This is a genomic window from Pelomonas dachongensis, from assembly GCF_043555865.1.
Classification (GTDB): Bacteria; Pseudomonadota; Gammaproteobacteria; order Burkholderiales; family Burkholderiaceae_C; genus Pelomonas; species Pelomonas dachongensis.
The window spans coordinates 230985-256477 of the sequence record NZ_JBIGHY010000002.1; the positions used below are offsets into that span (position 1 = coordinate 230985).

At 68.2% G+C, this 25493-nt stretch carries 18 protein-coding genes, 1 pseudogene and 1 riboswitch; of the genes and pseudogenes, 10 read left to right on the forward strand and 9 right to left on the reverse strand.

Annotated elements, in window-relative coordinates; translation table 11 throughout:
• The 3 genes from aroC to ACG02S_RS05775 all read right to left on the reverse strand — a co-directional run bounded on the left by aroC (position 1) and on the right by ACG02S_RS05775 (position 2949).
• Positions 1 to 1110 carry a chorismate synthase gene (aroC, locus tag ACG02S_RS05765; protein WP_394469491.1) on the reverse strand — a complete coding sequence of 370 codons (1110 nt, stop codon included), beginning with the start codon at positions 1108 to 1110 and terminating at the stop codon, positions 1 to 3.
• Positions 1111 to 1180: 70 nt separating this feature from the next.
• Positions 1181 to 1648, reverse strand: a complete 468-nt coding sequence (locus ACG02S_RS05770) for a CBS domain-containing protein (RefSeq protein ID WP_394469492.1) — start codon at positions 1646 to 1648, stop codon at positions 1181 to 1183.
• Between the two features lie 122 nt (positions 1649 to 1770).
• Complete coding sequence (locus ACG02S_RS05775) at positions 1771 to 2949, reverse strand: acyl-CoA dehydrogenase (RefSeq protein ID WP_394469493.1); 1179 nt, start codon at positions 2947 to 2949, stop codon at positions 1771 to 1773.
• A 143-nt stretch (positions 2950 to 3092) separates the two neighbouring features.
• On the opposite strand from ACG02S_RS05775, the gene ACG02S_RS05780 reads away from it, so the two are divergent.
• Positions 3093 to 3965 carry a LysR family transcriptional regulator gene (locus tag ACG02S_RS05780; protein WP_394470146.1) on the forward strand — a complete coding sequence of 291 codons (873 nt, stop codon included), beginning with the start codon at positions 3093 to 3095 and terminating at the stop codon, positions 3963 to 3965.
• 6 nt (positions 3966 to 3971) lie between these two features.
• On the opposite strand, the gene ACG02S_RS05785 is transcribed toward ACG02S_RS05780, so the two are convergent.
• Positions 3972 to 6023, reverse strand: a complete 2052-nt coding sequence (locus tag ACG02S_RS05785; RefSeq protein WP_394469494.1) for an ATP-binding response regulator — start codon at positions 6021 to 6023, stop codon at positions 3972 to 3974.
• Between the two features lie 342 nt (positions 6024 to 6365).
• Between ACG02S_RS05785 and ACG02S_RS05790 the strand changes: the two genes are divergently transcribed.
• The 6 genes from ACG02S_RS05790 to ACG02S_RS05815 all read left to right on the forward strand — a co-directional run bounded on the left by ACG02S_RS05790 (position 6366) and on the right by ACG02S_RS05815 (position 12171).
• A complete protein-coding gene (locus ACG02S_RS05790; protein WP_394469495.1) occupies positions 6366 to 7487 on the forward strand; it encodes an ABC transporter substrate-binding protein in 1122 nt (373 codons plus the stop codon).
• Between the two features lie 157 nt (positions 7488 to 7644).
• Positions 7645 to 8766 carry an ABC transporter substrate-binding protein gene (locus ACG02S_RS05795; protein WP_394469496.1) on the forward strand — a complete coding sequence of 374 codons (1122 nt, stop codon included), beginning with the start codon at positions 7645 to 7647 and terminating at the stop codon, positions 8764 to 8766.
• Between the two features lie 99 nt (positions 8767 to 8865).
• Positions 8866 to 9507 carry an arylformamidase gene (kynB, locus tag ACG02S_RS05800; RefSeq protein ID WP_394469497.1) on the forward strand — a complete coding sequence of 214 codons (642 nt, stop codon included), beginning with the start codon at positions 8866 to 8868 and terminating at the stop codon, positions 9505 to 9507.
• Positions 9504 to 10757, forward strand: coding sequence for a kynureninase (kynU, locus tag ACG02S_RS05805; protein WP_394469498.1), 1254 nt, complete (start codon positions 9504 to 9506; stop codon positions 10755 to 10757). The genes kynB and kynU overlap by 4 nt, the downstream gene beginning before the upstream one ends.
• A 1-nt stretch (position 10758) precedes the next feature.
• On the forward strand, positions 10759 to 11586 hold the full coding sequence (gene kynA / locus ACG02S_RS05810; RefSeq protein WP_394469499.1) for a tryptophan 2,3-dioxygenase: 828 nt from the start codon (positions 10759 to 10761) through the stop codon (positions 11584 to 11586).
• Between the two features lie 63 nt (positions 11587 to 11649).
• Positions 11650 to 12171, forward strand: coding sequence for a MarR family winged helix-turn-helix transcriptional regulator (locus ACG02S_RS05815; protein ID WP_394469500.1), 522 nt, complete (start codon positions 11650 to 11652; stop codon positions 12169 to 12171).
• Here the strand turns inward: ACG02S_RS05815 and ACG02S_RS05820 are convergent.
• Positions 12160 to 12774: pseudogene (locus ACG02S_RS05820) on the reverse strand (mechanosensitive ion channel family protein); the annotation flags it as partial. The gene ACG02S_RS05815 and the pseudogene ACG02S_RS05820 overlap by 12 nt on opposite strands.
• Positions 12775 to 12967: 193 nt before the next feature.
• Here ACG02S_RS05820 and ACG02S_RS05825 point away from each other — a divergent pair.
• Positions 12968 to 14785 carry a M24 family metallopeptidase gene (locus tag ACG02S_RS05825; RefSeq protein ID WP_394469501.1) on the forward strand — a complete coding sequence of 606 codons (1818 nt, stop codon included), beginning with the start codon at positions 12968 to 12970 and terminating at the stop codon, positions 14783 to 14785.
• Positions 14786 to 14834: 49 nt separating this feature from the next.
• Here the strand turns inward: ACG02S_RS05825 and ACG02S_RS05830 are convergent, their stop codons facing one another.
• Complete coding sequence (locus tag ACG02S_RS05830) at positions 14835 to 16019, reverse strand: MFS transporter (protein WP_394469502.1); 1185 nt, start codon at positions 16017 to 16019, stop codon at positions 14835 to 14837.
• A 13-nt stretch (positions 16020 to 16032) separates the two neighbouring features.
• Positions 16033 to 16114, reverse strand: a riboswitch (S-adenosyl-L-homocysteine riboswitch).
• Between the two features lie 62 nt (positions 16115 to 16176).
• On the opposite strand from ACG02S_RS05830, the gene ACG02S_RS05835 reads away from it, so the two are divergent.
• Positions 16177 to 17262 (forward strand): NAD(P)/FAD-dependent oxidoreductase, encoded by a 1086-nt coding sequence (locus tag ACG02S_RS05835; RefSeq protein WP_394469503.1) that lies wholly within the window; start codon positions 16177 to 16179, stop codon positions 17260 to 17262.
• A gap of 11 nt (positions 17263 to 17273) precedes the next feature.
• Here ACG02S_RS05835 and ACG02S_RS05840 read toward each other — a convergent pair whose 3' ends face one another.
• The 3 genes from ACG02S_RS05840 to glk form a co-directional block, all read right to left on the reverse strand.
• On the reverse strand, positions 17274 to 18809 hold the full coding sequence (locus ACG02S_RS05840; RefSeq protein ID WP_394469504.1) for a tryptophan halogenase family protein: 1536 nt from the start codon (positions 18807 to 18809) through the stop codon (positions 17274 to 17276).
• A 110-nt stretch (positions 18810 to 18919) separates the two neighbouring features.
• Positions 18920 to 21682, reverse strand: coding sequence for a TonB-dependent receptor (locus ACG02S_RS05845; RefSeq protein WP_394469505.1), 2763 nt, complete (start codon positions 21680 to 21682; stop codon positions 18920 to 18922).
• A gap of 490 nt (positions 21683 to 22172) precedes the next feature.
• On the reverse strand, positions 22173 to 23165 hold the full coding sequence (gene glk, locus ACG02S_RS05850; RefSeq protein ID WP_394469506.1) for a glucokinase: 993 nt from the start codon (positions 23163 to 23165) through the stop codon (positions 22173 to 22175).
• 333 nt (positions 23166 to 23498) lie between these two features.
• Here glk and ACG02S_RS05855 point away from each other — a divergent pair, with 333 nt between their 5' ends.
• A complete protein-coding gene (locus ACG02S_RS05855; protein WP_394469507.1) occupies positions 23499 to 25409 on the forward strand; it encodes a glucokinase in 1911 nt (636 codons plus the stop codon).
• The last annotated feature ends 84 nt before the right edge of the window (positions 25410 to 25493 follow it).

Below are 25493 nucleotides of genomic sequence, written 5' to 3' on the forward strand. Positions count from 1 at the left end.
TCAGCCGGCGGGAAGCCGCTGGCTGGCGATCGGAGCGACGGGCAGCTGAACGTCGCCGCACTGGGCGCGATGGCGCAGTGCATGGTCCATCAGCACCAAAGCCAGCATCGCCTCGGCGATGGGTGTCGCGCGGATGCCCACGCAGGGGTCGTGGCGGCCAAAGGTCTCCACGACGGTCGGGTTACCGGCGCGGTCGATGCTGGCCTTGGGGCTGCGGATGGAGCTGGTCGGCTTGATCGCGATGCTGGCCACGATGTCCTGCCCCGTGGAGATGCCGCCCAGCACGCCTCCGGCGTTGTTGCTGGCGAAGCCGTCGCGGCTCAGCTCGTCACCATGCTGCGTGCCGCGCTGCGCCACGACGCCGAAGCCCTCGCCGATCTCCACGCCCTTGACGGCGTTGATGCCCATTAGCGCGTAGGCGATGTCGGCGTCCAGCTTGTCGAACAGCGGCTCGCCCAGGCCGACCGGCACGCCAGTGGCCTCGACGCGGATGCGCGCGCCGACCGAGTCGCCTGCCTTGCGCAGCGCGTCCATGTAGTCCTCCAGCTCGCCGATCTTGCCGGCGTTGGCAGCGAAGAACGGGTTCTGACCCACGTGCTCCCAGCCTTCGAACGGGATGGCAATGTCGCCCAGCTGCGTCATGCAGCCGCGGAACTCGGTGCCGAACTGCTCGCGCAGCCATTTGCGGGCCACCGCACCGGCGCCCACCATGGGCGCGGTCAGCCGGGCTGACGAGCGGCCACCGCCGCGCGGGTCGCGCAAGCCGTACTTGCGCCAGTAGGTGTAGTCGGCATGGCCCGGGCGGAAGGTGTCGAGGATGTTGCCGTAGTCCTTGCTGCGCTGGTCGGTGTTTTCGATCAGCAGGCAAATGGGCGTGCCGGTCGTGACGCCCTCGTAGACGCCGGACAGGATCTTCACCGCGTCGGGCTCGTTGCGCTGCGTGACGTGCCGGCTGGTGCCGGGGCGGCGGCGGTCCAGCTCGGGCTGGATGTCGGCCTCGCTCAAGCGCAGCCCGGGCGGGCAGCCGTCGATGACACAGCCGATGGCCGGCCCGTGGCTTTCGCCGAAGTTGGTAACGCGGAAGAGTTCGCCGAAGGTGCTGCCTGACATATGTCCGAATTTTAGGACGCGCCCAAACGCGAAAGCGGCCCCGCAAGGCCGCCTTGTCGGGATGCGAACCTCACAGCTTCGGCTCGATCTCGGCCGGGTTCTCTTCAACCGGCCAGTCGCGGATGTAGGCCTTCAGCATGCGGTTCTCGAAGTCCTGGCTGTCGACGACGGCCTTGGCCACGTCGTACAGCGAGATCACACCCATCAGCGTCTTGCCGTTCATGACCGGCATGTAGCGCGCATGGCGGCCCAGCATCATGCGGCGCACCTCGTCGATCTCGGTCTCGGGCGTGCAGGTCAGCGGGGCGTCGTCCATGACGGTGCGCACAATGGTGCCGCCGACGGAGCCTCCGTTCTTGACGATAGCCTGGATGACTTCGCGGAAAGTCAGCATGCCCACCAGGTCGCCGTGGTCCATGACCACCAGCGATCCGATGTCGCGCTCGGCCATCACGTCGAGGGAAACCTTCAGTGGCTCGTCAGGCGTGACGGTGAACAGGGTGCCGCCTTTGACACGCAGGATATCGACGACTTTCATAGGGGCCTCCACGGGAAATCAGCGCGGCCAACATAGCACACAAAGCGCCCGGCACCACCCCATGAAAAACACCATGCTCGCCTGTTGGCGAGCCCCGGTTCCACGCAGTCTGCTTCCGGGCCTCAGAACGCAGCGATGCCGGTGATGGCACGGCCGAGGATCAGCGCATGGATGTCGTGCGTGCCCTCGTAGGTGTTCACCACTTCCAGGTTCACCAGGTGGCGGGCAATGCCGAATTCGTCCGAGATGCCGTTGCCCCCCAGCATGTCGCGCGCCATGCGGGCGATGTCCAGGCTCTTTCCGCAGCTGTTGCGCTTCATGATGGACGTGATCTCCACGGCCGCGGTGCCCTCGTCCTTCATGCGGCCGAGCCGCAGGCAGCCCTGCAGCCCCAGCGTGATCTCGGTCTGCATGTCGGCCAGCTTCTTCTGGATCAGCTGGTTGGCCGCCAGCGGCTTGCCGAACTGCTGGCGGTCCATCGTGTACTGGCGGGCGGTGTGCCAGCAGTCCTCGGCCGCACCGAGCGCGCCCCAGGCAATGCCGTAGCGCGCGCTGTTCAGGCAGGTGAACGGACCCTTCAGACCGCGCACGTCGGGGAAGGCGTTCTCCTCGGGGCAGAACACCTTGTCCATGACGATCTCGCCGGTGATGGACGCGCGCAGGCCCACCTTGCCGTGGATGGCCGGTGCGGAGAGCCCCTTGGCGCCCTTCTCCAGCACGAAGCCGCGGATCTGGCCGCCGTCGTCCTTGGCCCAGACGACGAACACGTCGGCGATGGGGCTGTTGGTGATCCACATCTTGCTGCCGGTCAGCTCGTAGCCGCCCTCGACCTTGCGGGCACGCGTGATCATCGAGCCGGGATCCGACCCATGGTTGGGCTCGGTCAGCCCGAAGCAGCCGATCCACTCGCCCGAGGCCAGCTTGGGCAGGTACTTCTGCTTGGTCGCCTCGTTGCCGAACTCGTTGATCGGCACCATGACCAGCGACGACTGCACGCTCATCATCGAGCGGTAGCCCGAGTCCACGCGCTCCACCTCGCGGGCGATGAGGCCGTAGCAGACGTAGTTCAGCCCCGCGCCGCCGTACTCGGTGGGGATGGTCGGGCCCAGCAGGCCCAGCTCGCCCATCTCGCGGAAGATGCCGGCATCGGTCTGCTCGTTGCGGAAGGCCTCCAGCACGCGCGGGCGCAGCCGGTCGTTGCAGTACGCCGATGCCGCGTCACGCACCATGCGTTCCTCGTCGGTGAGCTGCTCGTTCAGCAGCAGCGGGTCGTCCCAGTGAAAGCTTGGCTTGTGGGCCATGGCGGTCTCCTCATGTTGCGCGGGCGCCGGTCGGGCGCGTATGGCGCGCAGTATTCCCCTGCTAGCCGATTCGTGTCCAATTCAAGAAACGACTCCGACCATTCGCCGTGCCTATCGACTCATCGGACATTACGACCCGCTCGCTGGAATTCCGCCACCTGCGCTACTTCCTCGCGCTGGCCGGCGAGCTGCACTACGGCCGGGCCGCCGCGCGGCTCGCCATCTCCCAGCCGCCGCTGTCGGTGGCCATCCAGCAGCTGGAGGCCACCGTCGGCGCCCGGCTGTTCGACCGCGACAGCAAGGGCGTGCGCCTGACGCCCGCGGGCGCCGTCTTTCGCGACAGCGCCCAGGGCCTGCTGGACCGCGCCGAAGAAGCCTGCTCGCTGGCCCGTGAAGTGCAGGCCGGCGAGGTCGGGCGTCTCAGGCTGGGCTTTGTCGGCTCCACACTGTTCAACGGTTTGTCGACGTGGCTGCAGGGCTTCCAGGCCAGCCACCCCAAGGTCGAAGTCATCGTCGTCGAGCTGAACTCGCAAGACCAGATCGACGCGCTGTTGGGGGAGGAACTGGACCTCGGTCTGGTCCACACCGACCGCCTGCCGCCAACCCTGGCCTCACAACCGCTGTACAGCGAGCCCTTCGTCGCCTGCCTGCCGGCCGGCCACCCCCTCGCGGCGCCGGATGAAGTTTTTCTGGCAGCCTTGAGCGACCAGCCCTTCATCCTGTTCTCCCGCAAGGGCTCGCCGGACTACCACGCGCGCATCGTCGAAATCTGCCGACAGCACGGTTTCTACCCGCGGCTGCAGCACGAGGGGCGGCACTGGCTGTCGGTCGTTTCGATGGTGGCGCAGGGATTGGGCGTCAGCATCGTGCCGGCCGCTTTTCAGCGCGCGGGCATCCAGGGCGCGGTGTTCCGGCCGCTGGCCGAAGCCATCGACGCGTCGGCGGTCTTCGCAGCGTGGCGGCGCGACGCGCCCACCGTGCTGCGCGAGCAGTTCCTGGCCGCGCGCTCCGGCTGAGACGCTTTAACCGCTGCGGCCGCTGCGCCCGGCCAGCAGCGCGTCCACGGCGTCGTAGTCCAGCGGCTTGACGAGGTGATGGTCGAAGCCCGCCTCGGCTGAATGGCGGCGCACTTCGGGCTGGCCCCAGCCGCTGCTGGCCAGCAGCAACGCGTCGCGCCCCCAGCTGGTGGCACGCACGCGGCGGCAGACCTCGTGGCCGTCCATGCCCGGCATCGCGATGTCCAGCAGCATCACCTGCGGCTGGAACTCCTGCGCAATGGCCCAGGCCTGCAGGCCGTCCGAAGCGGTGCGCACCTCGTTGCCCGCCAGCCCGAGCAGCAGCGCCAGGCTATCCGTCGCGTCCGCGTTGTCGTCGGCCACCAGCACGCGCAGGCCCGAACCGGCCAGCGCCGGTGGCCCCGCATCCGCGCAGGTGAGCGCGTGCAACGCCTGGCTGGCCAGGGGCAGCCGAACGACGAACTCGCTGCCGGTCCCCGGCCCGTCGCTGTGCGCCACGACGCTGCCGCCGTGGCGCTCCACCAGCTGCTTCACAAGCGTGAGGCCGATGCCCAGCCCGTCGCCCACGCGGGCATGCGTGCGGTGCACCTGCGTGAACATGTCAAAGACGGCATCCAGCAGGTCGGGCGGGATACCGATGCCGTCGTCGCGCACCGACAGCAGCGCCGTCGCGGCCTCGCAGCGCAGGCTCACCTCGATGCGCCCGCCCTGCGGCGTGAACTTGGCGGCGTTGCTGATGAGGTTGGACAGCACCTGCAGCAGCCGCGTCTCGTCGGCGTCCACCACGCACTCGTGCGCCGGCAGGCTGGCCACCAGGCGGTGCCCGGCCTGCTCGACAGCCGGACGGCAGCTCTCGACCGCCTGTCGCACCACCTCCACCAGGGACAGCGGCGCGCGGCGCAGGTCCACCAGCCCGCGGGTCAGGCGCGACAGGTCCAGCAGATCGTCGATCAGCCGCACCATCTGAACCAGCTGGCGCTCGATGATGCTCCGGCTGGACTGCAGCAGGTGCGCGTCATGCTGCGCATGGCGCTGCAGCGCGAGCGCGTTGCCGATGGCCGCCAGCGGGTTGCGCAGCTCGTGCGCCAGCGTCGCCAGGAACTCATCCTTGGCCTGGTTGGACTCGGCGAGCACCCGCGCCAGCTCGCGGTACTTGGCCTCGCTGGCGCGCAGCGCGGCATCGGCCAACTCGCGGTCCGTCACGTCCGCGCCCTCAACGAAGATGCCGGTCACGCGGCCGTCCCGCCCCTTGATCGGCTGATAAACGAAGTCCACGAAGCGTTCGGCCAGCGCACCACCGGGGCCGCTCTGGTAAGTGAACCTGGCGCCCTTGGCGATGTAGGCCTCGCCGCTCGCGTACACCTGATCCAGCAGCTCCTGGTAGCCCTGCGCCACCGCCTCGGGCAGCGCCTGCGCCAGCGTCTTGCCTACCACGTCGCGCCCGCCCACCAGCGTGCGGTAGCTCGGGTTGGCGATCTCGAAGCGGTGCTGCGGGCCGCTCAGCAGCGTCATGAAGGTCGGCGCCTGCTCGAACAGCTGTCCGAGCTGGTCGCGCTCGGCCGCCATGCGCTGGTTGGCCAGCACCTGCGCCGTCGTCTCTGTGCACACCACCAACACGCCCCCGATGCCGTGCGGGCTCTGCTCGTCGTCGATGGGGCTGTAGCTGTAGGTCCAGTAGACATCCTCGCGGTGGCCGTTACGCGTGATGGGCACCAGGTGGTTGACGTGCCAGGTCGCGCCGCGGCCCTCGCGCACCTGCTGGATCTGCGGGCCGATGATGGGCCAGATCTCCTCCCAGACCTCCAGCGCCGGCCGGCCCAGCGAGCTGGGGTGGCGCTCGTCGCCGATGCACTCGCGGTAGGCGTCGTTGTAGAGGCAGGCGCCCTCGAGGCCCCACCAGATGTACATCGGATGCCCGGTGTTCAGGATAAGCCGCACCATCGCGCGCAGCGGCTGCGGCCAGGTGCCCGGTGCGCCGATGGGAGACGTCGACCAGTCGTGCGTACGCATCAACGCGCCCATCTCGCCGCCTCCGCTCAGGAAAGCAAGGGAAGGCACAGCGGCGGCGGGGGGCGAGGAACAAACGGTCGCGTGGGGCATCGGCAGGGAAGGAGCGCGGGTGTGATTCTCAGGGCAGCCGCGCCAGGATGCTGCCCCACATTGCAAGCGGCACAGCCGCGCCGAATGCCAGAAGGTCGGCTGCCCCACAGCCAACACAGGAAAACCGCCTGACGCGTGCAGTTTGTGTTGCGATGCGCGCGGTACATGTCCCGTGAAAGGCGTTCAAGCGCCGCTGAAATGCCGGGTCGCGCGTGATCGAATGACGCGCCCGCACGATCAGACCCGTGGCTTTGCAGCGCCGCTGCCCGGCTGCAGGCCCGGGCGATAAGAAAGACCCCCATGCACGCACTTCGACAGGCCGCCGGCCGCCTTCTGTCCGCCACCCTCCTCGCCGCTGGACTGGCTGCCACGGCGCAGGCGCAGATCAACGTCGGCCAGACCGCCGGCCACAGCGGCACCGTCGCCGCCAGCGTGAAAGAGCTGACGCAAGGCGCGAGGCTTTACTTCGACATCGTCAACGCCAGCGGTGGCATCAACGGCCAGAAAGTCAATCTGGTGTCGCTGGACGACAAGTTCGACCCCGCCATCGCCGCCACCAATGCCAGGGCGCTGATCGACCAGGGCGTGATCGCCCTCTTCCTGAACCGCGGCACGCCGCACACGCAGGCGCTCATGCCGCTGCTGACGGAGCACAAGATTCCGCTGGTGGCGCCGTCAACCGGCGCGGTGGCGCTGCACAAGCCCGTGCATCCGTGGCTGTTCAACGTGCGCGCCACCTACCAGCGCGAAGCCGAGCGGGCCATCGAGCATCTGAGCCTCATCGGCATGGACCGCATCGCCATCGTGCAGGTGTCCGACAGCTTCGGCGAGGACGCCGTCCAGGGCGCCATTGCAGGCCTCGCGAAGACGAACAAGCAGGCCGTGGCCCACGAGAAGTACGACCGCACCAAGCCCGATTTCGCCCCGATGGTCCCGCGCCTGTTGGCCAAGCAGCCGCAGGCCGTGCTGTTCATCGGGTCCGGCACGGCGGTCGTCCAGGGCATGCAGGCGGTGCGCGCGGCGGGCTCGACGGCCCAGCTGGTGACGCTGTCCAACAATGCGTCGGCCGGCTTCATCAAGGACCTGGGGCCGCTGGCGTACGGCGTCATCGTCAGCCAGGTGTTCCCCTATGAGCGCTCCATCGCCAAGCCCATCATCAAGGAGGCGCTGGAAGCGGCGAAGAAGGGCGGCGTGGAGCTGACGCCCATCGTCGTGGAGGGCTATGTGTCGGCCAAGGTGCTGGTCGAAGGCCTCAAGCGCGCCGGCAAGCAGCCCACGCGGCAGAGCCTGCGCGATGCGCTGGAAGGCATGGGCCGCTTCGACCTCGGCGGCATCGAGGTCGGCTACGGGCCCAAGGAGCACAGCGGGCTGGACTACGTGGACTTGGCCATCGTCGACCAGTCCGGCAAGTTCCGCCGCTGAAGCGCGGCCCGCGGCCCGATACCAGTCGCCCATCGCGTTGATTTGTTGGCGCGCGCGTGTCGTGCGCGTACTCGCTCGGCGTCGATTGACGGCAGACTTCCGCTTTCGACGCCCGTCACAACGACAGCCCCTCACCGGCACCGCCTGGAGACCCGCCATGACTTCATTTGGGCAGTTCGCTCGCCACATCCTCGCCACCGCGCTGGCCACCGCCGGCCTGCTGGGCACAGCCTGGGCCGACATCACCGTCGGCCAGACGGCGGGGATCACGGGCCCCGTGGCCGGCAGCGTCAAGGAAGTGACGCAGGGCGCCAAGATCTACTTCGACAGCGTCAATGCCAGCGGCGGGATCGGCGGGCAGAAAATCCTGCTGCTGTCGATGGACGACCAGTTTGACCCCAAGGTGTCCGCTGCCAACGCGAAGGCGCTCATCGACAAGGGCGTCATCGCACTGTTCCTGACCCGTGGCACCCCGCACACGCAGGCCATCATGCCGTTGCTGACCGAGCACAAGATCCCACTGGTGGCGCCGTCCACCGGTGCGATGGTGCTGCACAAGCCGGTGCACCCGTGGGTGTTCAACGTGCGCGCCTCCTACCAGCGCGAGGCGGAGCGCGCCATCGAGCACCTGAGCCTGATCGGCGTCACCAGTATCGCCCTTGTGCAGGTGAACGACTCCTTCGGTGACGACGCAGCGGCCGGCGCGATGGCCGGGCTGGCCAAGACCAATAAGAAGCCCGTGGCGCACGAGAAGTACAGCCGCGACCAGCCCGACATGAAGCAGCTCGTGGCTCGCGTGCTGACCAAGTCGCCGCAGGCGGTGATGTTCATCGGCGCCGGTGCGGCCGTCGTGGAAGGCATGAAGGCCGTGCGCGCCGGCGGCTCGACCGCCCAGTTGGTGACGTTGTCGAACAACGCGTCGGCGGCCTTCGTGCGCGACCTGGGCGACACCGGCCGCGGCGTCATCGTCAGCCAGGTGTTCCCGTACGAGCGCTCCATCGCCAAGTCCGTCATCAAGGAGGCGCTGGACGTCGCCAGCAAGGCCTCGCTGGAACTGACGCCGAGCATGGTGGAAGGCTATGTATCGGCCAAGGTGCTGGTGGAGGGTCTGAAGCGCGCCGGCAAGCAGCCGACGCGGCAGTCACTGCGCACCGCGCTGGACGGCATGAGCAACGTCGACCTCGGGGGCATCGAGCTTGGCTATGCCCCGGGCGATCACACCGGCTTGGACTACGTGGACCTGTCCATCGTCGACCAGGGCGGCAAGTTCCGGCGCTGAACTACAGGCGCCGCCGGGCGGCGGCGCCGCGACGTGTTGACACGGAGTTGGAATTAACCGACACCACGACCCTCCAGGCAACGCTATGGTGCCGCCGCCATGAGCAGTTCCACCCCATCCCGCCTTTGGGACATCTCCCCCACGGTCTCGCCAGACGCGCCCATCTTCCCGGGTGACGAACCCTATCACCTGCGCTGGACGGCGCAGCTGGCGCCGGGCTGCCCGGTCAACCTCAGTGCGCTGACGATGAGCCCGCACGTGGGCGCGCATGCGGATGCGCCGCTGCACTACGCCCACGACGCGCCAGCCATTGACGCGGTGCCGCTGGACACCTACCTCGGCCGCTGCCGCGTCATCCACGCCATCGGCGCCGCACCGCTGATCACCGTCAAGCACCTGCAGCACGCTGAAAGCCAGCTGCCGCCGCGCGTGCTGGTGCGCGTCTGCCAGCGCGCCGACACGGTGTGGAACCCCGCCTTCACCGCCTACGCGCCCGAGGCCATCGCCTGGCTCGCCGAACGCGGCGTGAAGCTCATCGGCATCGACACGCCCAGCGTGGACCCGGCGGACTCCAAGGTGCTGGACAGCCACCAGCAACTGCGGCGGCTGGACCTGCGCGTGCTGGAGAACCTGGTGCTGGACGACGTGCCCGAGGGCGACTACGAACTGATCGCCCTGCCACTCAAACTCCAAGGCGCCTGCGCAAGTCCCGTGCGCGCCATCCTGAGGGAACTGCCATGAATCTCGAAGACGCCAAGCGGCTCGACGCCGCCGATCCGCTGCGCTCGCTGCGCGACCTGTTCACGCTGCCCGAGGGCATCACCTACCTCGACGGCAACTCGCTGGGCGCGCTGCCCAGGGCGACGCCCGAGCGTATCCAGCGCGCAGTCGAGCAGGAATGGGGTCAGGGCCTCATCAAGAGCTGGAACAGTGCCGGCTGGATCGACCTGCCGCGCCGCCTCGGCGACCGTCTGGCGCCGTGGCTGGGCGCGCGGCCCGGCGAGGTGCTGGTGGCGGATTCCACCTCCATCAATCTCTACAAGGTGCTGCACGCCGCGCTGCAGCTGCAGCAGGGCAAACGCCGCGTGGTGGTCAGCGAGCGCAGCAACTTCCCGACCGACAACTACATCGCGCAGAGCGTGGTGCGGGCGCACGGCGGCGAGCTGATCCTGGCCGAGTCGCCCGAAGACATTCCGCCGCTGCTGGACGAGCACTGCGCCGTGCTGATGCTGACGCACGTCAACTACCGCAGCGGCCGCATGCACGACATGGCGCTGCTGACGCGCTGGGCCCACCAGGCCGGCGCGCTGGCGGTGTGGGATCTGGCGCACAGCGCCGGGGCCGTGCCCATCGACCTGTTGGGGGCCGCTGCGGACTTCGCCATCGGCTGCGGCTACAAGTACCTCAACGGCGGCCCTGGCGCGCCGGCGTTCGTGTGGATGCACCCCCGCCACGAGGGCCAGGTCTGGCAGCCGCTGACGGGTTGGCTGGGCCACGCGTCGCCGTTCAGCTTCGACAGCGACTACCAGCCCGCGCCGGGCATCCAGCAATACCAGTGCGGCACTCCCGCGTTGCTGTCCATGACCGGGCTGGACACCGCGCTGGACGTGTTCGACGCCGCGAGCAAGCTGGGCGGCATCAAGGCGCTGCGCAACAAGTCGCTGGCGCTGACGGAGGCCTTCATCGGCGGCGTGGAGGAGCGCGTGCCGGGTGCGGCCATCGCCACGCCGCGCGATGCCGCGTTGCGTGGCTCGCAGGTGTCGTTCGCGCTGCCCAAGGGCACCGACGGCTACGCGGTGATGCAAGCGCTGATCGCGCGCGGCGTCATCGGCGACTACCGCGCCGGCAACCCCGAGCTGCTGCGCTTTGGCTTCGCGCCGCTTTACAACGGCTTTGCCGACGTGGTGACCGCTGTCAACGCGATCGCCGACATCGTTGCCACCGGCTCCTGGAACACGCCCCAGTTCACCTCCCGCTCGAAAGTCACCTGACGTGTCTTCTACCGACCATCACGGCGCCCAGCTCGACTTTTCCAAGGACATGAGCTATAGCGACTACCTTCAGCTCGACCAGATCCTGACCGCGCAGCAGCCGCTCTCGCCCGACCACAACGAGATGCTGTTCATCGTGCAGCACCAGACGTCCGAGTTGTGGATGAAGCTGATGCTTCACGAGCTGCACGGGGCGCAGGCCAACGTGGCGGCGGACCGGCTGCCCGAGGCTTTCAAGATGCTGGCGCGGGTGTCGCGCATCATGGAGCAGCTCGTCCACGCCTGGGACGTGCTGGCGACGATGACGCCGCCCGAGTACTCGGCCGTGCGCCCTTACTTGGCCAAGAGCAGCGGCTTCCAGAGCGCGCAGTACCGACGCATCGAGTTCATGCTGGGCAACAAGAACGCCGCCATGCTGAAGCCGCACGAGCACCGGCCCGACCTGCTGGCTCAGGTGCAGGCGGCTTATCAAGCGCCGTCGCTGTACGACGAGGTGCTCAAGCTGATGGCTCGCCGCGGCATCAGCGTGCCGGCCGCCAGCCTGGAGCGCGACTGGACGCAGGCGCATGTGGCCAGCGACGGAGTGAAGGACGCCTGGTTGACGGTCTACCGCGCACCTCAACAGCACTGGGACCTGTACCAGATGGGCGAGGAGCTGGTGGACCTGGAGGACGCCTTCCGCCTCTGGCGCTTCCGCCACGTGACGACGGTCGAGCGCGTCATCGGCTTCAAGCGCGGTACCGGCGGCACGGGCGGCGTCAGCTACCTGCGCAAGATGCTGGACGTGGTGCTGTTCCCAGAGCTGTGGGCGCTGCGCACGGAGCTGTAGTCCCGCTCGGCGCGCGGCATTGCCGCGTGCCGCGGCGGCAGGTGGCGCGCCCTATCATTTGCCATGGCCCACAGCAAGAAGAACAAGGTCGTCTCACCGCCTCTCCCCGCCGCCGACACGACGGCCGTCGCCGACCCGGCAGTGCAGGTGCTGCGGCGCTTCCGACTGGTCTTCAACGCGGTCAAGACCCACTTCCAGAGCGTCGAGAAGAAGGCCGGCATCGGCGGTGCGCAGGTCTGGGCGCTTAGCATCATCTCCTCGTCGGCAGGCCTGGGCGTCAACGCGCTGGCCAAGGCCATGGACGTGCACCAGTCCACGGCCAGCAACCTGGTGAAGATCCTGATCGATCGCAAGTTGATCGTCGCCAGCAAGGATGGGCCGGACCGCCGCACCGTGCAGCTGCATGTCCTGCCGGCGGGCGAGCAGGTGCTCCGGCGCGTGCCCGGGCCGTTCACCGGCGTGCTGCCTCAAGCTCTCGCCGCGCTGGACCCCAAGACCCTCAAGCGTCTGGATGCGGACCTGGCCGAACTGATCGCCGCCCTCGGAGCCGACGAGCGGGCCGCGAATATCCCGCTAGGCGATTGAAGCTGACGCGCCGCTGGCGCCGGCGGCTTTGCTTGGCGGGGCCATGACAACCGTGCGTGTGGGGAACGCGAAGTCCACGCCGAGCTTGCTCAGTTCCGTCATCAACGCCAGATTGACGCGCTGCTGCTCGTCCATGTAGATCCGGTAGTCCGGTTCCAGCACGTAATAGACCACCTCGTAGTCCAGCGAGCTCTCGCCGAACGCCTTGAAGTGCGCGCGATCAAAGCGCAGCCGCTCGCTGGCCTCGACCACCTGCTGCACGATGCCTGGAATCGCGTTCGCCTGATCGGGCGCGGTGTCGTAGGTGACCCCGAAGCCGAAGACGATGCGGCGCTCCCGCAGGCGTTTGTAGTTGCTGACAGTCTGCTTCAGCATCTCCGTGTTCGACATGACGATCTGCTCGCCGCCCAGGCTGCGGATGCGGGTCGTCTTAACGCCGACCAGCTCGACGGTGCCAGCCACCGAGCCCAGCACGATGAAGTCGCCCACCTCGAAAGGCTTGTCCAGCGCGATGGCCACTGAGGCGAAGAGGTCGCCGAGAATATTCTGCGCGGCCAACGCGACGGCGATGCCGCCCACGCCCAGGCTCGCGATGAAGGCCGTACGCCCCATCTGGGCCTTCAGCATGCATGGCATGCCAGCGGCGCCGACCGCTGGACAGCGCAACGAAGGTGGCGTCGAGCGGGCCGGCTTCCCCTTGTGCCGCAGGGGCCCCATGCCAGGTATCAATTTCAAGAATCATCTCGAAATGCAGGCGCCTAAGATCGCGCGACCACGATTTCCCACAAGGATTGCCATGGATGCCCGCACCCATGAAACCCGTCTGCGCATCGAACGCATCCGCGACGCGCTGGCCGCGGCCGGCGCACACGCCGTGCTGATCCCTTCCGCTGACCCTCATCTGTCTGAATACCTGCCGCAGCGCTGGCAGGGCCGCGAGTGGCTGTCGGGCTTCACCGGTTCGGCCGGCAGCCTGGTCGTCACGCGCGACCTGGCCGTGCTGTTTGCCGACAGCCGCTACTGGGCCCAGGCCGAGGCGCAGCTGGCGGGCAGCGGCATCACGCTGGAGAAGATGAACTCGGGCGCCGCCACCATCTACATCGACTGGATCGCGCACGCGCTGCAGCCCGGCCAGACGCTGGCCGTTGACGGCCAGGTGCTGGGCCTGTCGCTGGCCAACGCGCTGCGTGCCGGCCTGGCCCGCAAGGGCGTCAAGCTGCGCACCGATGCGGACCTGCTGAGCGACGCGTGGGACGACCGGCCGGGCCTGCCCCTCGACCCCATCTACGAGCACCTGCCGCCGCAGGCCGCTGTCGCCCGCGCGGACAAGCTTGCGCGCGTGCGCGCGGCCATGGCCGACGCGGGGGCCAGTCACCACCTGGTCTCCACCGTGGACGACGTGGCCTGGCTGCTGAACCTGCGCGGCGCGGACGTGGAGTGCAACCCCGTCTTCATCGCCCACCTGCTGCTGGAGGCGGGGGGCGGCCGGCTGTTCATCGCCGACGGCAAGGTGCCTGCCGGCGTCACCGCAAGCCTGGCTGCCGACGGCATCCACCTCGCGCCCTACGATCAGACCGCCGCCGCGCTCGGCGCGCTACCGCCCGACGCGAAGCTGCTGATCGACCCGCGCCGCGTGACGCTGGGCCTGCGCGAAGCCGTGCCGGGCGGCGTGAAGGTGGTGGAGCAGATCAACCCCAGCACGCTGCAGAAGAGCCGCAAGAGCCCCGCAGAGGCCGTGTTCATCCGCGAGGCGATGGCCGAGGACGGCGCGGCGATGTGCGAGTTCTACGCCGAGTTCGAGGCGTCGCTGGCGCGCGGCGAGCGCTGGAGCGAGCTGGACGTAGACGCGCGCCTCTCCGCCTGCCGCGCACGCCGCAAACACTTCATCGGGCTGAGCTTCTCGACGATTGCCGGCTGGATGGCCAACGGCGCCCTGCCCCACTACCGCGCACTGCCCGAGTCGTTCGCGCACATCGAGGGCAGCGGGCTGCTGCTGATCGACTCCGGCGGCCAGTACCTCGGCGGCACGACGGACATCACGCGCGTCTGGCCCATCGGCTCCGTGTCCGACGCGCAGAAGCGCGACTACACCCTGGTGCTGAAAGGCACCATCGCGCTGTCGCGCACGCGCTTCCCGCGCGGCACGCTCAGCCCCATGCTGGACGCCATTGCTCGCGCACCGCTGTGGGAGCACGGCCTGGACTACGGCCACGGCACCGGCCACGGCGTGGGGTACTTCCTGAACGTGCACGAAGGCCCGCAGAGCATCAGCAAGGCCATCCCCGACGCGACGATGGCAATGGAGCCCGGGATGGTCACGTCCATCGAGCCGGGGCTGTACCGGCCCGGCCAGTGGGGCGTGCGCATCGAGAATTTAGTGCTCAACGTCGCCGTCGACACGCCCGAGCACAACGCTTTCGGTGAGATGCTGGCGTTCGAGACGCTGACGCTGTGCCCCATCGCCACCAGCTGCATCGACATGAGCCTGATGCGCACCGACGAGATCGCGTGGCTGAACAGCTACCACGCGACCGTGCGCGAACGCCTGCAGCCGCGGGTCAGCGGCGCGGCGCTGGCGTGGCTGCTGCAACGCACCGAGCCTATCGCGGCATGAAGCCGGCACCACGGCCGGTGCCACGCACCCGCCGTGGCGGCGCTGGACCTCAGGCCTTGAGCAGCACCGGGTAGCGCCACACCAGCGCGGCGCTGGCCAGCAGCTGTACCAGCACGCCGCAGAACACCGGCACCGCACTGTCCACGCCACCCAGGAACGGCGCCACCAACTGTGTGCCCAGCGCACCTGCCGCCAGCAGCGCCAGCACCAGCAGCGCCGTCGCGCGGCCCATCTGCGCGGGCGGCACCGCCAGCGCGTCGACGAACGTCGCCGGCCCACGGATGGCGAGCGCGCCGCAAAAGCACATCCAGTACGCCGCCACGGCGGCATACGTCAGCTGGCCCAGCGACGCGCCCGCCAGCGCCAGCGTGCACGCCACCACCTGCGCCGAAGCACCCAGCCGCACGACGCGAGCATGGCCCAGCCGCTTGGCCAGCCGGCCGGACTGCGACGCACCCAGCATGAACGAGCTGACGCCAAGCACCTGCAGCAGCGCGAACGCGTCGGCGCCCACGCCCAGCGCGTGCTGCAGCAGCTGCGGCGCACTGGCAAGGAAGGTCAGCAAGGCGCCGATGCACAGCGCGTGCGACAGCGCCAGCCGCACATAGCTGCGGTTGCGCAGGATGGCGGCGTAGCTGGCGTCATGGACGAGGTCCAGCCCGGGCAACTGGCGCGGCGCAATCTTGACCACCCAGGGCAACACCAGCAGCGACAGCCCGGCCAACACCCAGAAGGTGCCGCGCCAGTTGGTCACCTGCAGCAGCAACGCGCCCAGCACCGGACCGGCCGCCGGCACGATGGCCTCCACCATGGAGATGGCCGCGATGCCGCGCACCACGTCGGCGTCGGCAAGCGTCGCGCGCACGACGGTGGGCGCGACCACCGTGGCCGCGGCGGCGGCAAGCCCCTGCAGCAGGCGCATCACCAGCAGTGTCTCGATGTTGGGCGCCAGCGCGCAGCCCAGGCTGGTCAGGGCCAGCAGCGCCAGGCCGATCTGCATGCAGCGGCGCGGCCCCAGGCGGTTCAGCCACTCACCCCACAGCAACTGCGCGGCGGCGAGCCCGACCAGAAAGACGGCCACGGTGGCCTGGGCCAGCGAGATGCTGATGCCCATGCCGACCTGCAGCGCGGGCACGGCGGGGAGATAAAGATCCATCGCGGCCATGCTGACGCCGGTGACGAAGGCCAGCGGCAGGATGGTGCGTATCGATGCATTGACCGAGCCCGAAGGCATGAGCAAACCCTTTCAATGAAGGGCGCCCTTGATCCAGCGTCTCCCCCGAGCGTGGCGAAGGCATCGTGGCCTTCGTCGCAGCACCCCTCGGCGGGACGGCGCCGCTTGGACGACGCGGTGGGGATTTTAGGCAAGACCGCCTGCTAGGCTGAGGGTCATGGATCAAGTGCAAATTGCCGTCATCGGCGCCGGCGTCGTGGGCCTGGCCGTCGCCCGCGAGCTGGCCCATCGCGGGCGCGAGGTCGTCATCGTCGAAGCCGCCGGCGCCATAGGCACCGGCATTTCAGCCCGCAACAGCGAGGTCATCCATGCCGGGCTCTATTACCCGGCCGGCAGCCTGAAGGCGCGGCTGTGCGTGCGCGGCAAAGCGCTGCTGTACGACTACTGCGCGGCCCGCCACGTCACGCACCGGCGCTGCGGCAAGCTGGTGGTGGCCACGCGCGAGGCCGACCTGCCCCGGCTGGCCGCGCTGGCCGCTCAAGGCGCGGCCAACGGCGTGGACGACCTGGCGCTGCTGGACCGCACGCAGCTGCTGGCGCGCGAGCCGGCGCTGCGGGCGGTGGGCGGTTTGTGGTCGCCCTCCAGCGGCATCGTGGACAGCCACGGGCTGATGACCGCGCTGCTGGCTGATGCCGAGGCGGCAGGCGCGGTGCTGGCGCTGGCCAGTCCGGTTCACGGTGGCGAACGCGACGGCGACGGCTGGCGGCTGCGTGCCGGCGACGGTTTCGAGCTGGGCGCGCGCTGGGTGGTCAACTGCGCCGGGCTGTTTGCGGGCCAGGTGGCGCAGGCGCTCGGCGCTGAAGCGCCGGCGCTGCGCTTCGCGCGCGGCCACTACTTCTCGCTGAGCGGCCGGGCGCCGTTCTCGCACCTGATATACCCGCTGCCGGTGGACGGCGGGCTGGGCGTGCACCTGACTCTGGACCTGGGCGGCCAGGCACGCTTCGGGCCCGATGTCCAATGGCTGCCCGACGCCGACCCGGCCGCCCTCGCCTACGCCGTCGACCCGGTGCTGGCGCCGGCCTTCGAGGCCGAGGTGCGTCATTACTGGCCCGACCTGCCGGCCGACGCGCTTCAGCCTGCCTATGCCGGCATCCGGCCCAAGCTCGGCGGCCCCGGCGAGCCGGCAGCGGACTTCCGCGTGGACATGTCGCCCGGCCTGGTCAACCTGCTGGGCATCGAGTCGCCAGGGTTGACGGCATCGCTGGCGCTGGCCGAGTGGGTGGCGCAGCGCATGGAGGTCTGACGGGCATCACATCACAACGGCTTCGCCGCGCAGTGCTCGGCGACGTAGGCCGCGTGGTCGGGCATGAAGGCCACGCACTTGGCGATGACCTCGCGCACGCCCTCCAGATATACCTCGGTGGCATCCGCGTCCTGCAGCTCGGCCAGCGGATGGTGGCGTTGCGGCACCAGGTTTTGGCCCTCCATGACCTGGATCCAGCCGACCTCGGAGAACAGCTCGTTGTCGCGGCGCACGACGCGACCGTGGCTGCGGTAGAGGTCCAGTCTTTCCTGCAGCGAATCGGGCACCTTCATGTGCGCACAGTCCTGCCAGAACCCCACCCCGGCGGAGTCGTCGCGCTGGTTGAGGTGGTAGTGCAGGATGACGAAGTCGCGGATGCGCTCCCAGTGGAAGCGGCTGTGGCGGTTGAACTCGGCAATGTCGCCTGCGCTGAAGCCCTGATCCGGAAAAAAGTCCAGCAACTGCTGGATGGCCGCCTGGATCAGGTGGATGGACGTGGACTCCAGCGGCTCCAGGAACCCGCCAGCCAGGCCGATGGCGATGACGTTCTCGTTCCAGGCCAGCCGGCGCATGCCGGTGCGAAAGCGGATGGGCCGCGGGTCGGCCAGCGGCTGGCCGTCGAGGTTGGCGAGCAAGGTCGCCGCCGCCTCGTCGTCGCTGATGTGGGCGCTGCAGTACACATGGCCATTGCCGATGCGGTGCTGCAGCGGGATGCGCCACTGCCAGCCGGCGCGGTGCGCGGTCGAGCGGGTGTAAGGCGTCAGCGGCTTCACGGATTCGCACGGCACGGCAACAGCGCGGTCGCAAGGCAGCCAGTGCGTCCAGTCCTCGAAACCGGTCTTCAGCGTCTGCTCGATGAGCAGGCCGCGAAAGCCTGTGCAGTCGATGAACAGCTGGCCTTCGATCCGCTCGCCGCTTGCCAGCACGACTGCGTCGACATGGCCCGGGTGTTGACCAGGATTGGCCCCCTCGCCGCGCCGCCTGGCGTGCGTGACCTTGCCTTCGGTGCGCTGCACGCCGCGCTGCTCGGCCAGGCCGCGCAGGTAGCGCGCGTAGAGGCTCGCGTCGAAGTGATAGGCGTAGGCGATCTCCCCCAGCGGCGAGTTGCCGAGGTCGGGGCGGGGCGGCATGAACTTGTTGGCCAGCGCCGCCATGCGCGCGATGCTGTACTGCTCCAGCGGCTGCGCACGACCCAGCGCGCGCAGGCGGTGCCAGTATTGCTCGAACTGCACGGTCCACAGGTCCTGCCCCAGCTTGCCGAAGCCGTGCATGTAGCGCTCGCCCACGCGGCCCCAGTTGACGAACTCGATGCCCAGCTTGAACGTGCCCTGCGTCTCGCGCAGGAACTCGTTCTCATCGATGCCGACGACGCGGTTGAAGCGCTGGATCATCGGGATGGTGGCCTCACCCACGCCGACGGTGCCGATATCGTCGGACTCGACGACGCGCAGCCGATAGCGCCCGCGGAGCACCGTGGACAGCGCGGCGGCGGTCATCCAGCCGGCGGTGCCACCGCCGACGATGACGATGTCTTGGATCAGGGCCATGGTCAGAAGAAGAAGCTGCTGGCGCGTGCCATGTTGGCATGCGTCGTCGATGCAAAAAACCCTTGCCGGATTGCTCCGGCAAGGGCTCGTTCACTCAGGCACAGCGCCGGTCAGAACTTGTAGTTCACGCCGAACAGGTAGGTCTTGCCGTACTTGGTGTACTGTTTGGTCTGCGTGATGTCGTTGTTGTAGTACTCGACATAGGGCTCGTTGCCCAGGTTGTTGACCTGGAACACGACCGACAGCCCCTTGGCCACGCCGCTCTGGAACTCGTAACCCAGTTGCAGGTCGGTGACCTGTTCCTTCTTGACGTACTCGAAGGCGCGGTCCGCGCCGAAGCCGGTCACTTCGCCCACGAAACCATCGCGGATGCGCGTGCTGACACGGGCCGAGAAGCCGTGCTTTTCGTAGTAGGCCGTCAGGTTGTAGGTGTTGGGCGACAGGCCTGGCAGCGGGCGCGAGTCGCCAGGACCGAAGGGCGAGATCTTGCTGTCGACGTAGGCGTAGCTCAGCTGCACGCCGAAGCCATCAAGCAAGTTGCTCACCATCTGCAGCGGCAGCGACACGGCCAGTTCCACGCCGGACATGGAACCACCCTCGCCATTGGCCTGTGTTTCGAACAACCCGTTGAGCGACGACGGTGTCAGCGTGTTCGGCGGCACCGACAGTGTGCCGAAGCGGTCCTGGAAGTTGATGTTGATCTTCTGCTTGTAGATGTAGGTCTTCAGCTCTTTGTAGTACGCGGCGAGCGACACGTAGCCCTTGTTGCCGAAGTAGTACTCGTAGGACAAGTCGATGGCATCGGCCTTCCACGGCTTCAATGCCGGATTGCCGCCGTCACCCTTCCACTCACCCAGATCGCCCTTGTCGTTGACCTTGGTGAGATCCACGCTGTAGGTGTTGGTCGCGCGCAGGTCGTCCATGCGCGGGCGGGTGATCTGGCGTGCCAGGCCCAGCCGCAGGTTCTGATTGTTGGCGACCTGCCAGCTGAGGTTTAGGCTCGGCAGCCAGTCGGTGTACTTCGTGCCGTAGGTTGCCGGACTGGTCGTTGCGCCCTGGATGTTGAAGGCGTTGGACTTCTGGTCGGCATGCACCGCCTGCACACCCAGGTTGCCGCGCAGCGGCAGGCCCAGCAGTTCGGTATCGACGTCGGCCCTGAAGAATGCGGTTGTGATGTCTTCCTTGACCGTCCAGTCCTTGTTGATGATGTCCTTGTTGCCGAGGTTGGGACGCAGGTTGTAGAACTGCGCCGCAGCGGCGCGGCCGTCATACGAGATGAAGTCACCCAGCCCCACGTAGCCCAGGCTGTTAGGCCCCATCAGCAGGCCCGCCGGGATGGTGGTCGGTGACGTCTTCAAGTCCAGGAACCACTCGGGCACGTTGCGCGACTTCTCGCGCTGCGTGAAGTTCAAGCCCACCTCGCCACCAGTGAAAAAGGCGAGATCCTGGCTGACCTTGGCCGATAGACGGGCGGACTTGATCTCGTCGCTGACCTTGGGATCCTTCAGGTAGCCCGCTTGGCCCCAGCCGCCGGAGTCCACCAGCTTGATCAGCGCCGGGTCCGCATAGTTCAGGCCGGCCGTGATGCTGGGCAGACCGCCGCCCACCGGCAGCACGACATTGAACGTGTCGGTCGCCCCTTGGGCACCAGCGCCCGTGCCCGCATACAGCTCCAGGATGGATTCCTGGCGCTTGGCCTTGGACCAGCTCAGGTCGCCCACCAGCGTCAGCGCCGGGCTGATGACCAGCTTGCTGTTCCAGCCCACGGCTGAGATCGTGTCCTCGCGGTCGTTCAGGTCGTGGCGCAGCACCGGCTTGACGCCGGAATACACGCCCTGGGTCAGCACGCCGCCGGTGTAAGTATTGGGACCGGTCGACGTCGCGCCTTCAACAACGGGGTTGGTCAGTTGCGTGTTGCCCCAGGCCAGGCCGGCTTCGAAGCCACGCTGGACGGCATTGCGCTCATAAGTGGAACGGTAGACGTCCACCAGCGTCTCGAAGTCCTTGGACGGCTTCCACTGCAGCACGCCCATCAGACCGTTGCGCTTTTGCGTGGCCGACTCGTTGCGCAGCTGCACGCCGCCAGGCACGCGCACATCGTTGTACGTGTTGCCGTTGATCGTGCCGCTGCCAGTCGGATAGCCCCAATTGCGGAAGTAGTTGTTCTGGTTCGGCGAATCCAGGCGTGCATAACCCAGCGCGATGCCCACGGTACGGTCGGCGAACTGGTCAATGTACGAGAAGCTTGCGCGGCTGCCCTTGTCGCTGGCGGCACCCGGGTTCAGGCGACCCAGCGAGTTCTTCTCGGCTCGCAGGTTGATGGCCATCGTGCGGCCGGAAAAGTTCAGCGGCCGGACGGTCTGCAGGTCGACGGTGCCGGACAGGCCCTGGCCCACGAGCGCCGCATCAGGCGTCTTGTAGATGGTGACGCCGCTCAGCAGTTCCGACGGGTACTGGTCGAACTCGGCGGAGCGGTTGTCGCCGGTGCTGACCTGCTCGCGGCCGTTCAGCAGCGTGGTGGCGAACTGGCCGGCCAGGCCGCGAATCTGCACTTCCTGCGCACGGCCGTTCACGCGCTGGGCTGTCAGACCGGGCAGGCGGGCGATCGATTCGGCGATGGACGAGTCGGGCAGCTTGCCGATGTCTTCCGCCGAGATGGCCTCGACGATGGAGTCACTGTTGCGCTTGACCGAGATCGCAGCCTCGATGCCCTTGCGGATGCCGGTGACCGTGACGGTTTCCAGCTGCTGGGGCGGCGTTTCCTGGGCTGTCGCCGCGGCGGCGGCGATCAGCAGCGTGCAGCCGATGGCGACTGGGCTGATGCGGAAGGACGCACCAGCGTCCGAGCCGCGCTTGGCGTTGCTCAAGGTCATGAATGTCTCCTCTGGTTTGGATAGCGGCTTGGCCCACGACATGCGCGCGGGCTGTTGCGCACATCCTTGGGGCGAGAACCCAACGTCTCTGGCCAGTTTGTATCAAAACTAGATTTTGAACCGCATCTGCGTAAACCCTAGAAGTTGCGCAAAAGCGACCAGGTTTCCACCAAAAACCAAGGGTTAACCAGAGTTACTCCACCCATATCGGCCTCTGATGCCCAGCGTACAAATCAGCACACAGCGCCGACCTGTAGCTCAACTACATCGTTAAATGAATGTGGCGGCAGCGTAGAAAAAGTGCGCTCGTGCGCGTTGGCGGGGAGGCACTCCAGCCCCAGCAGGCGCAGCTGACCATCGCTTGCACGGCTGCGCCGACCCGGGCGCGCCAGGTGATGCAGGTCAGCTCACCGAGTCGACAGGGAAGTTCGGCGCCGCGAGCGCGGCGCACCGGTGGATCAGGCCGGCAGGCATCGCCCGCCGCGCCGCCTCAGGCGTCTGCCTGCTCTAGCGCCAGCGCGGCACCGGACAGGGCCGCCAGCGTGTCCGTGATGAGCGCCGTGGGAATGCCGTCGACGAAGGTGTGCAGCCGGCCCTTGGCCTCGAAGCGGGCACGGAACTGCGACTTGAAGAAGTAGTCGCCCAGCCGCGGCACGATGCCGCCGCCGATGAAGACGCCGCCGCGCGACCCCAGCGTCAGCGCCACGTTGCCAGCAAAGCTGCCGAGCAGACCGCAGAACAGCTCCAGCGTGCGTGCACAGGCAGGCGATTCGCCCGCCAGGCCGCGGGCGACGATCTGGTCTGCCGGCAAGGCTGTCACGTCTTCGCCCTGCCCCAGGGCTGCCGCGACCGAGCGGCACAGCACCGGCAGGCCGATGCCCGACAGGAAACGCTCGGCCGACACGTGCGGGAACTCGCGTCGCGCCGCCGCCAGCACGGCGCTCTCGAAGTCGTCTCCCGGCGCCAGCGTCGCATGGCCACCCTCGCCCGGCAGCGTCAGCCAAAGGCCGCGCGCACGGATGACGCCGCCCACGCCCAGCCCGGTACCCGGGCCGATGACGGCCAGGATGGTTCCGACCGGCGCGTCGCCCATGGCCGCCGGGGCATCGCCCCAGGCCTTCAACTGATGCAGCTTCAGCTTGGGCAGCGACAGCGCCTGAGCCTCGAAGTCATTGATGCACAGGAAGGTCTTCAGCCCCAGCTCGGCCTGCGTGCCCGAGCGGGAGAAGTCCCATGCGCCATTGGTCAGTGCGATGCGGTCGCCCTGCACCGGCGTGGCCAGCGCGAACGCGGCGCTTTGGGGGTGAGCCGCGCCCGGCGCTTGGCCGTCGATATAGGCTCGCACCGCGGCGGCCGGGCCTGCGTGGCCCGCCACGGGCAGCACCCGCACGTCCTGCACGTCGGCGCCAGGGCCTGCCACGGTGCCGAAACGCGCATTCGTGCCACCGACATCAGCCACCAGCCAGGGATAGGGCGCGCTCATGCCGGCACCCGCTGCAGATTCAACAAGGGGCGGCGTGGCATCAACTTTGGGGTTTGGAGAAACACAGGCAAACAGCTAAAAATTTCGGTCGGCGCGGACGGTAGCAAAACTACATACTTTCGACAATACAGACCCACCCCAAAGCCGAATCGAGGCTGCCGAAATCGCTTTCACGATTTCGAAAGTCGCGCTCTCTCCTGGGGAAATTGCACTCGCAGCGTACTGTAGTGAAGCTACATGCACAGCCTGCACCTCAGCCCGTTCGGGGTCGTGGCGCGGGCTGCTGAATAATCCGCCCGTTTCCGCATCGCCGGTATTGCCAGGTTTTCGCCCATGCCTCGTTTCGACAGCCCCCGATTGCTCGCCGATATTGGCGGCACGTATGCCCGGTTTGCGCTGGAACTCGGCCCCGGCGAATTCACGCAGATGGTGTCACTGCGTTGTGCCGACCACGCCGACTTCCACGCCGCCGTCAGCGCCTACCTGGCCGGCCTGAGCTGGGCGGATGGCGGGCCGCAGCAGATCGCCCATGCGGCGGTCGCCATCGCCAACCCGGTCGAGGGCGACCGGGTGCGCATGACCAACTACCACTGGCAGTTCTCGATCGACGAGATGCGCCAGCGCCTGGAGCTGGACACGCTCGTGGTCGTCAACGACTTCACCGCGCTGGCGATGGCCCTGCCCCGCCTGGCCGACGTGGACGTGCGCCAGGTCGGCGGCGGCCAGGCGCGCCGGCCCAGCGTCATCGGGCTGCTGGGCGCGGGCACGGGCCTGGGCGTGTCGGGGCTCATTCCCGCGGGTGAAGGCTGGATCGCGCTGGGCACCGAGGGAGGCCACGTGAACTTCGGCCCGCGCGATGCGCGCGAGATGGACATCCTGAAGTTCGCCTGGCAGACGCTGGATCACGTCTCCTACGAGCGGCTGATCTCCGGCCCCGGCATCGAGCTGATCTACCGTGCGCTGGCAGATCGCAACGGCGTCAGCGACGTGCCGGCGCTGCTCGCCCCCGCCATCACACAGCGCGCGCTGGACGACGGCGACGCGCTGTGCGTGGAGACGCTGGAGGTGTTCTGCGGCCTGCTTGGCACGGCCGCCGCCAACCTGGCCGTGACGCTGGGGTCGCTGGGCGGCATCTACATCGGCGGCGGCATCGTGCCGCGGCTGGGCGAATGGTTTGACCGCAGCCCGTTCCGCGCCCGCTTCGAGGACAAGGGCCGCTTCCACGACTACGTGGCCGCCATTCCCACCTTCGTCATCACCGCCGAGCATGCGACCTTCAAAGGCGCGTCGGCCATCCTGGAGAACCAGCTGCGCCACCTGCAGGCCTCGCCCGGCTCGGCCATCCTGGGGCAGATCCGCCGCGCCCGCAGCGAGCTGTCGCCGGCCGAGCTGCGCGTGGCTGACCTGGTGCTGGCCCAGCCGCGCTCGGTGCTGAACGACCCCATCGCCGAGATCGCCCGCGCGGCCGGCGTCAGCCAGCCCACGGTCATCCGCTTCTGCCGGTCGCTCGGCTGCGAGGGCCTGTCGGACTTCAAGCTGCGTCTGGCTTCCGGCTTGACGGGCACGGTGCCGGTCACGCACACGCAGGTCAACACCAACGACTCCATGCTGGAGCTGGGGGCCAAGGTGCTGGGCAACACCGCCAGCGCCATCCTGCAGGTGCGCAGCCACCTGAACCGCGACACCATCGACCGCGCCACCGAGATGCTGCTGGCTGCCGGCCGCATCGAGTTCTTCGCGCTGGGCCACTACAGCGTGGTCGCGCAGGATGCGCAGTTCAAGTTCCTGCGCTTCGGCATGCCCTGCGGGGCCTACACCGACCCGCGCCTGCAGCTGCTGGCGGCCGACGTGCTGCGCGAGGGCGACGTGGCCGTCGTCATCAGCAGCGGGGGGCGGCTGCCGGAGCTGCTGGCGGTGGTCGAGAAGGCGCAGGAGCGCGGCGCCAAGGTGGTGGCCATCACGGCCAGTCAGAGCCCGCTGGCCAAGAAGGCCGACGTGACGCTGATCGTCGACCACGTCGAGGACATCGAGACCCACCTGCCCATGGTCAGCCGCATCCTGCACCTGCTGGTCATCGACATCCTGGCCGTGGGCGTGGCGATGCGCCGCAGCCCGGAGAGCATCGCCGCGTTGTCCGCTGGCGCCGAGGACGAGGACACCCGGCCGGCCCGTGGTGCGCGCACGGTGGCGCCGGGCGTTAGCGCTGCATCGCCGCTGGCGCGGCTGACATCGCACAGTCGATAGCAAGTCCTGACCCCGCATGACTTTCGCCAAGCCTCGCTTGACGAAACAGAATGCGTGGCAGCTGAGCGAGCGTCCCGCTCGACA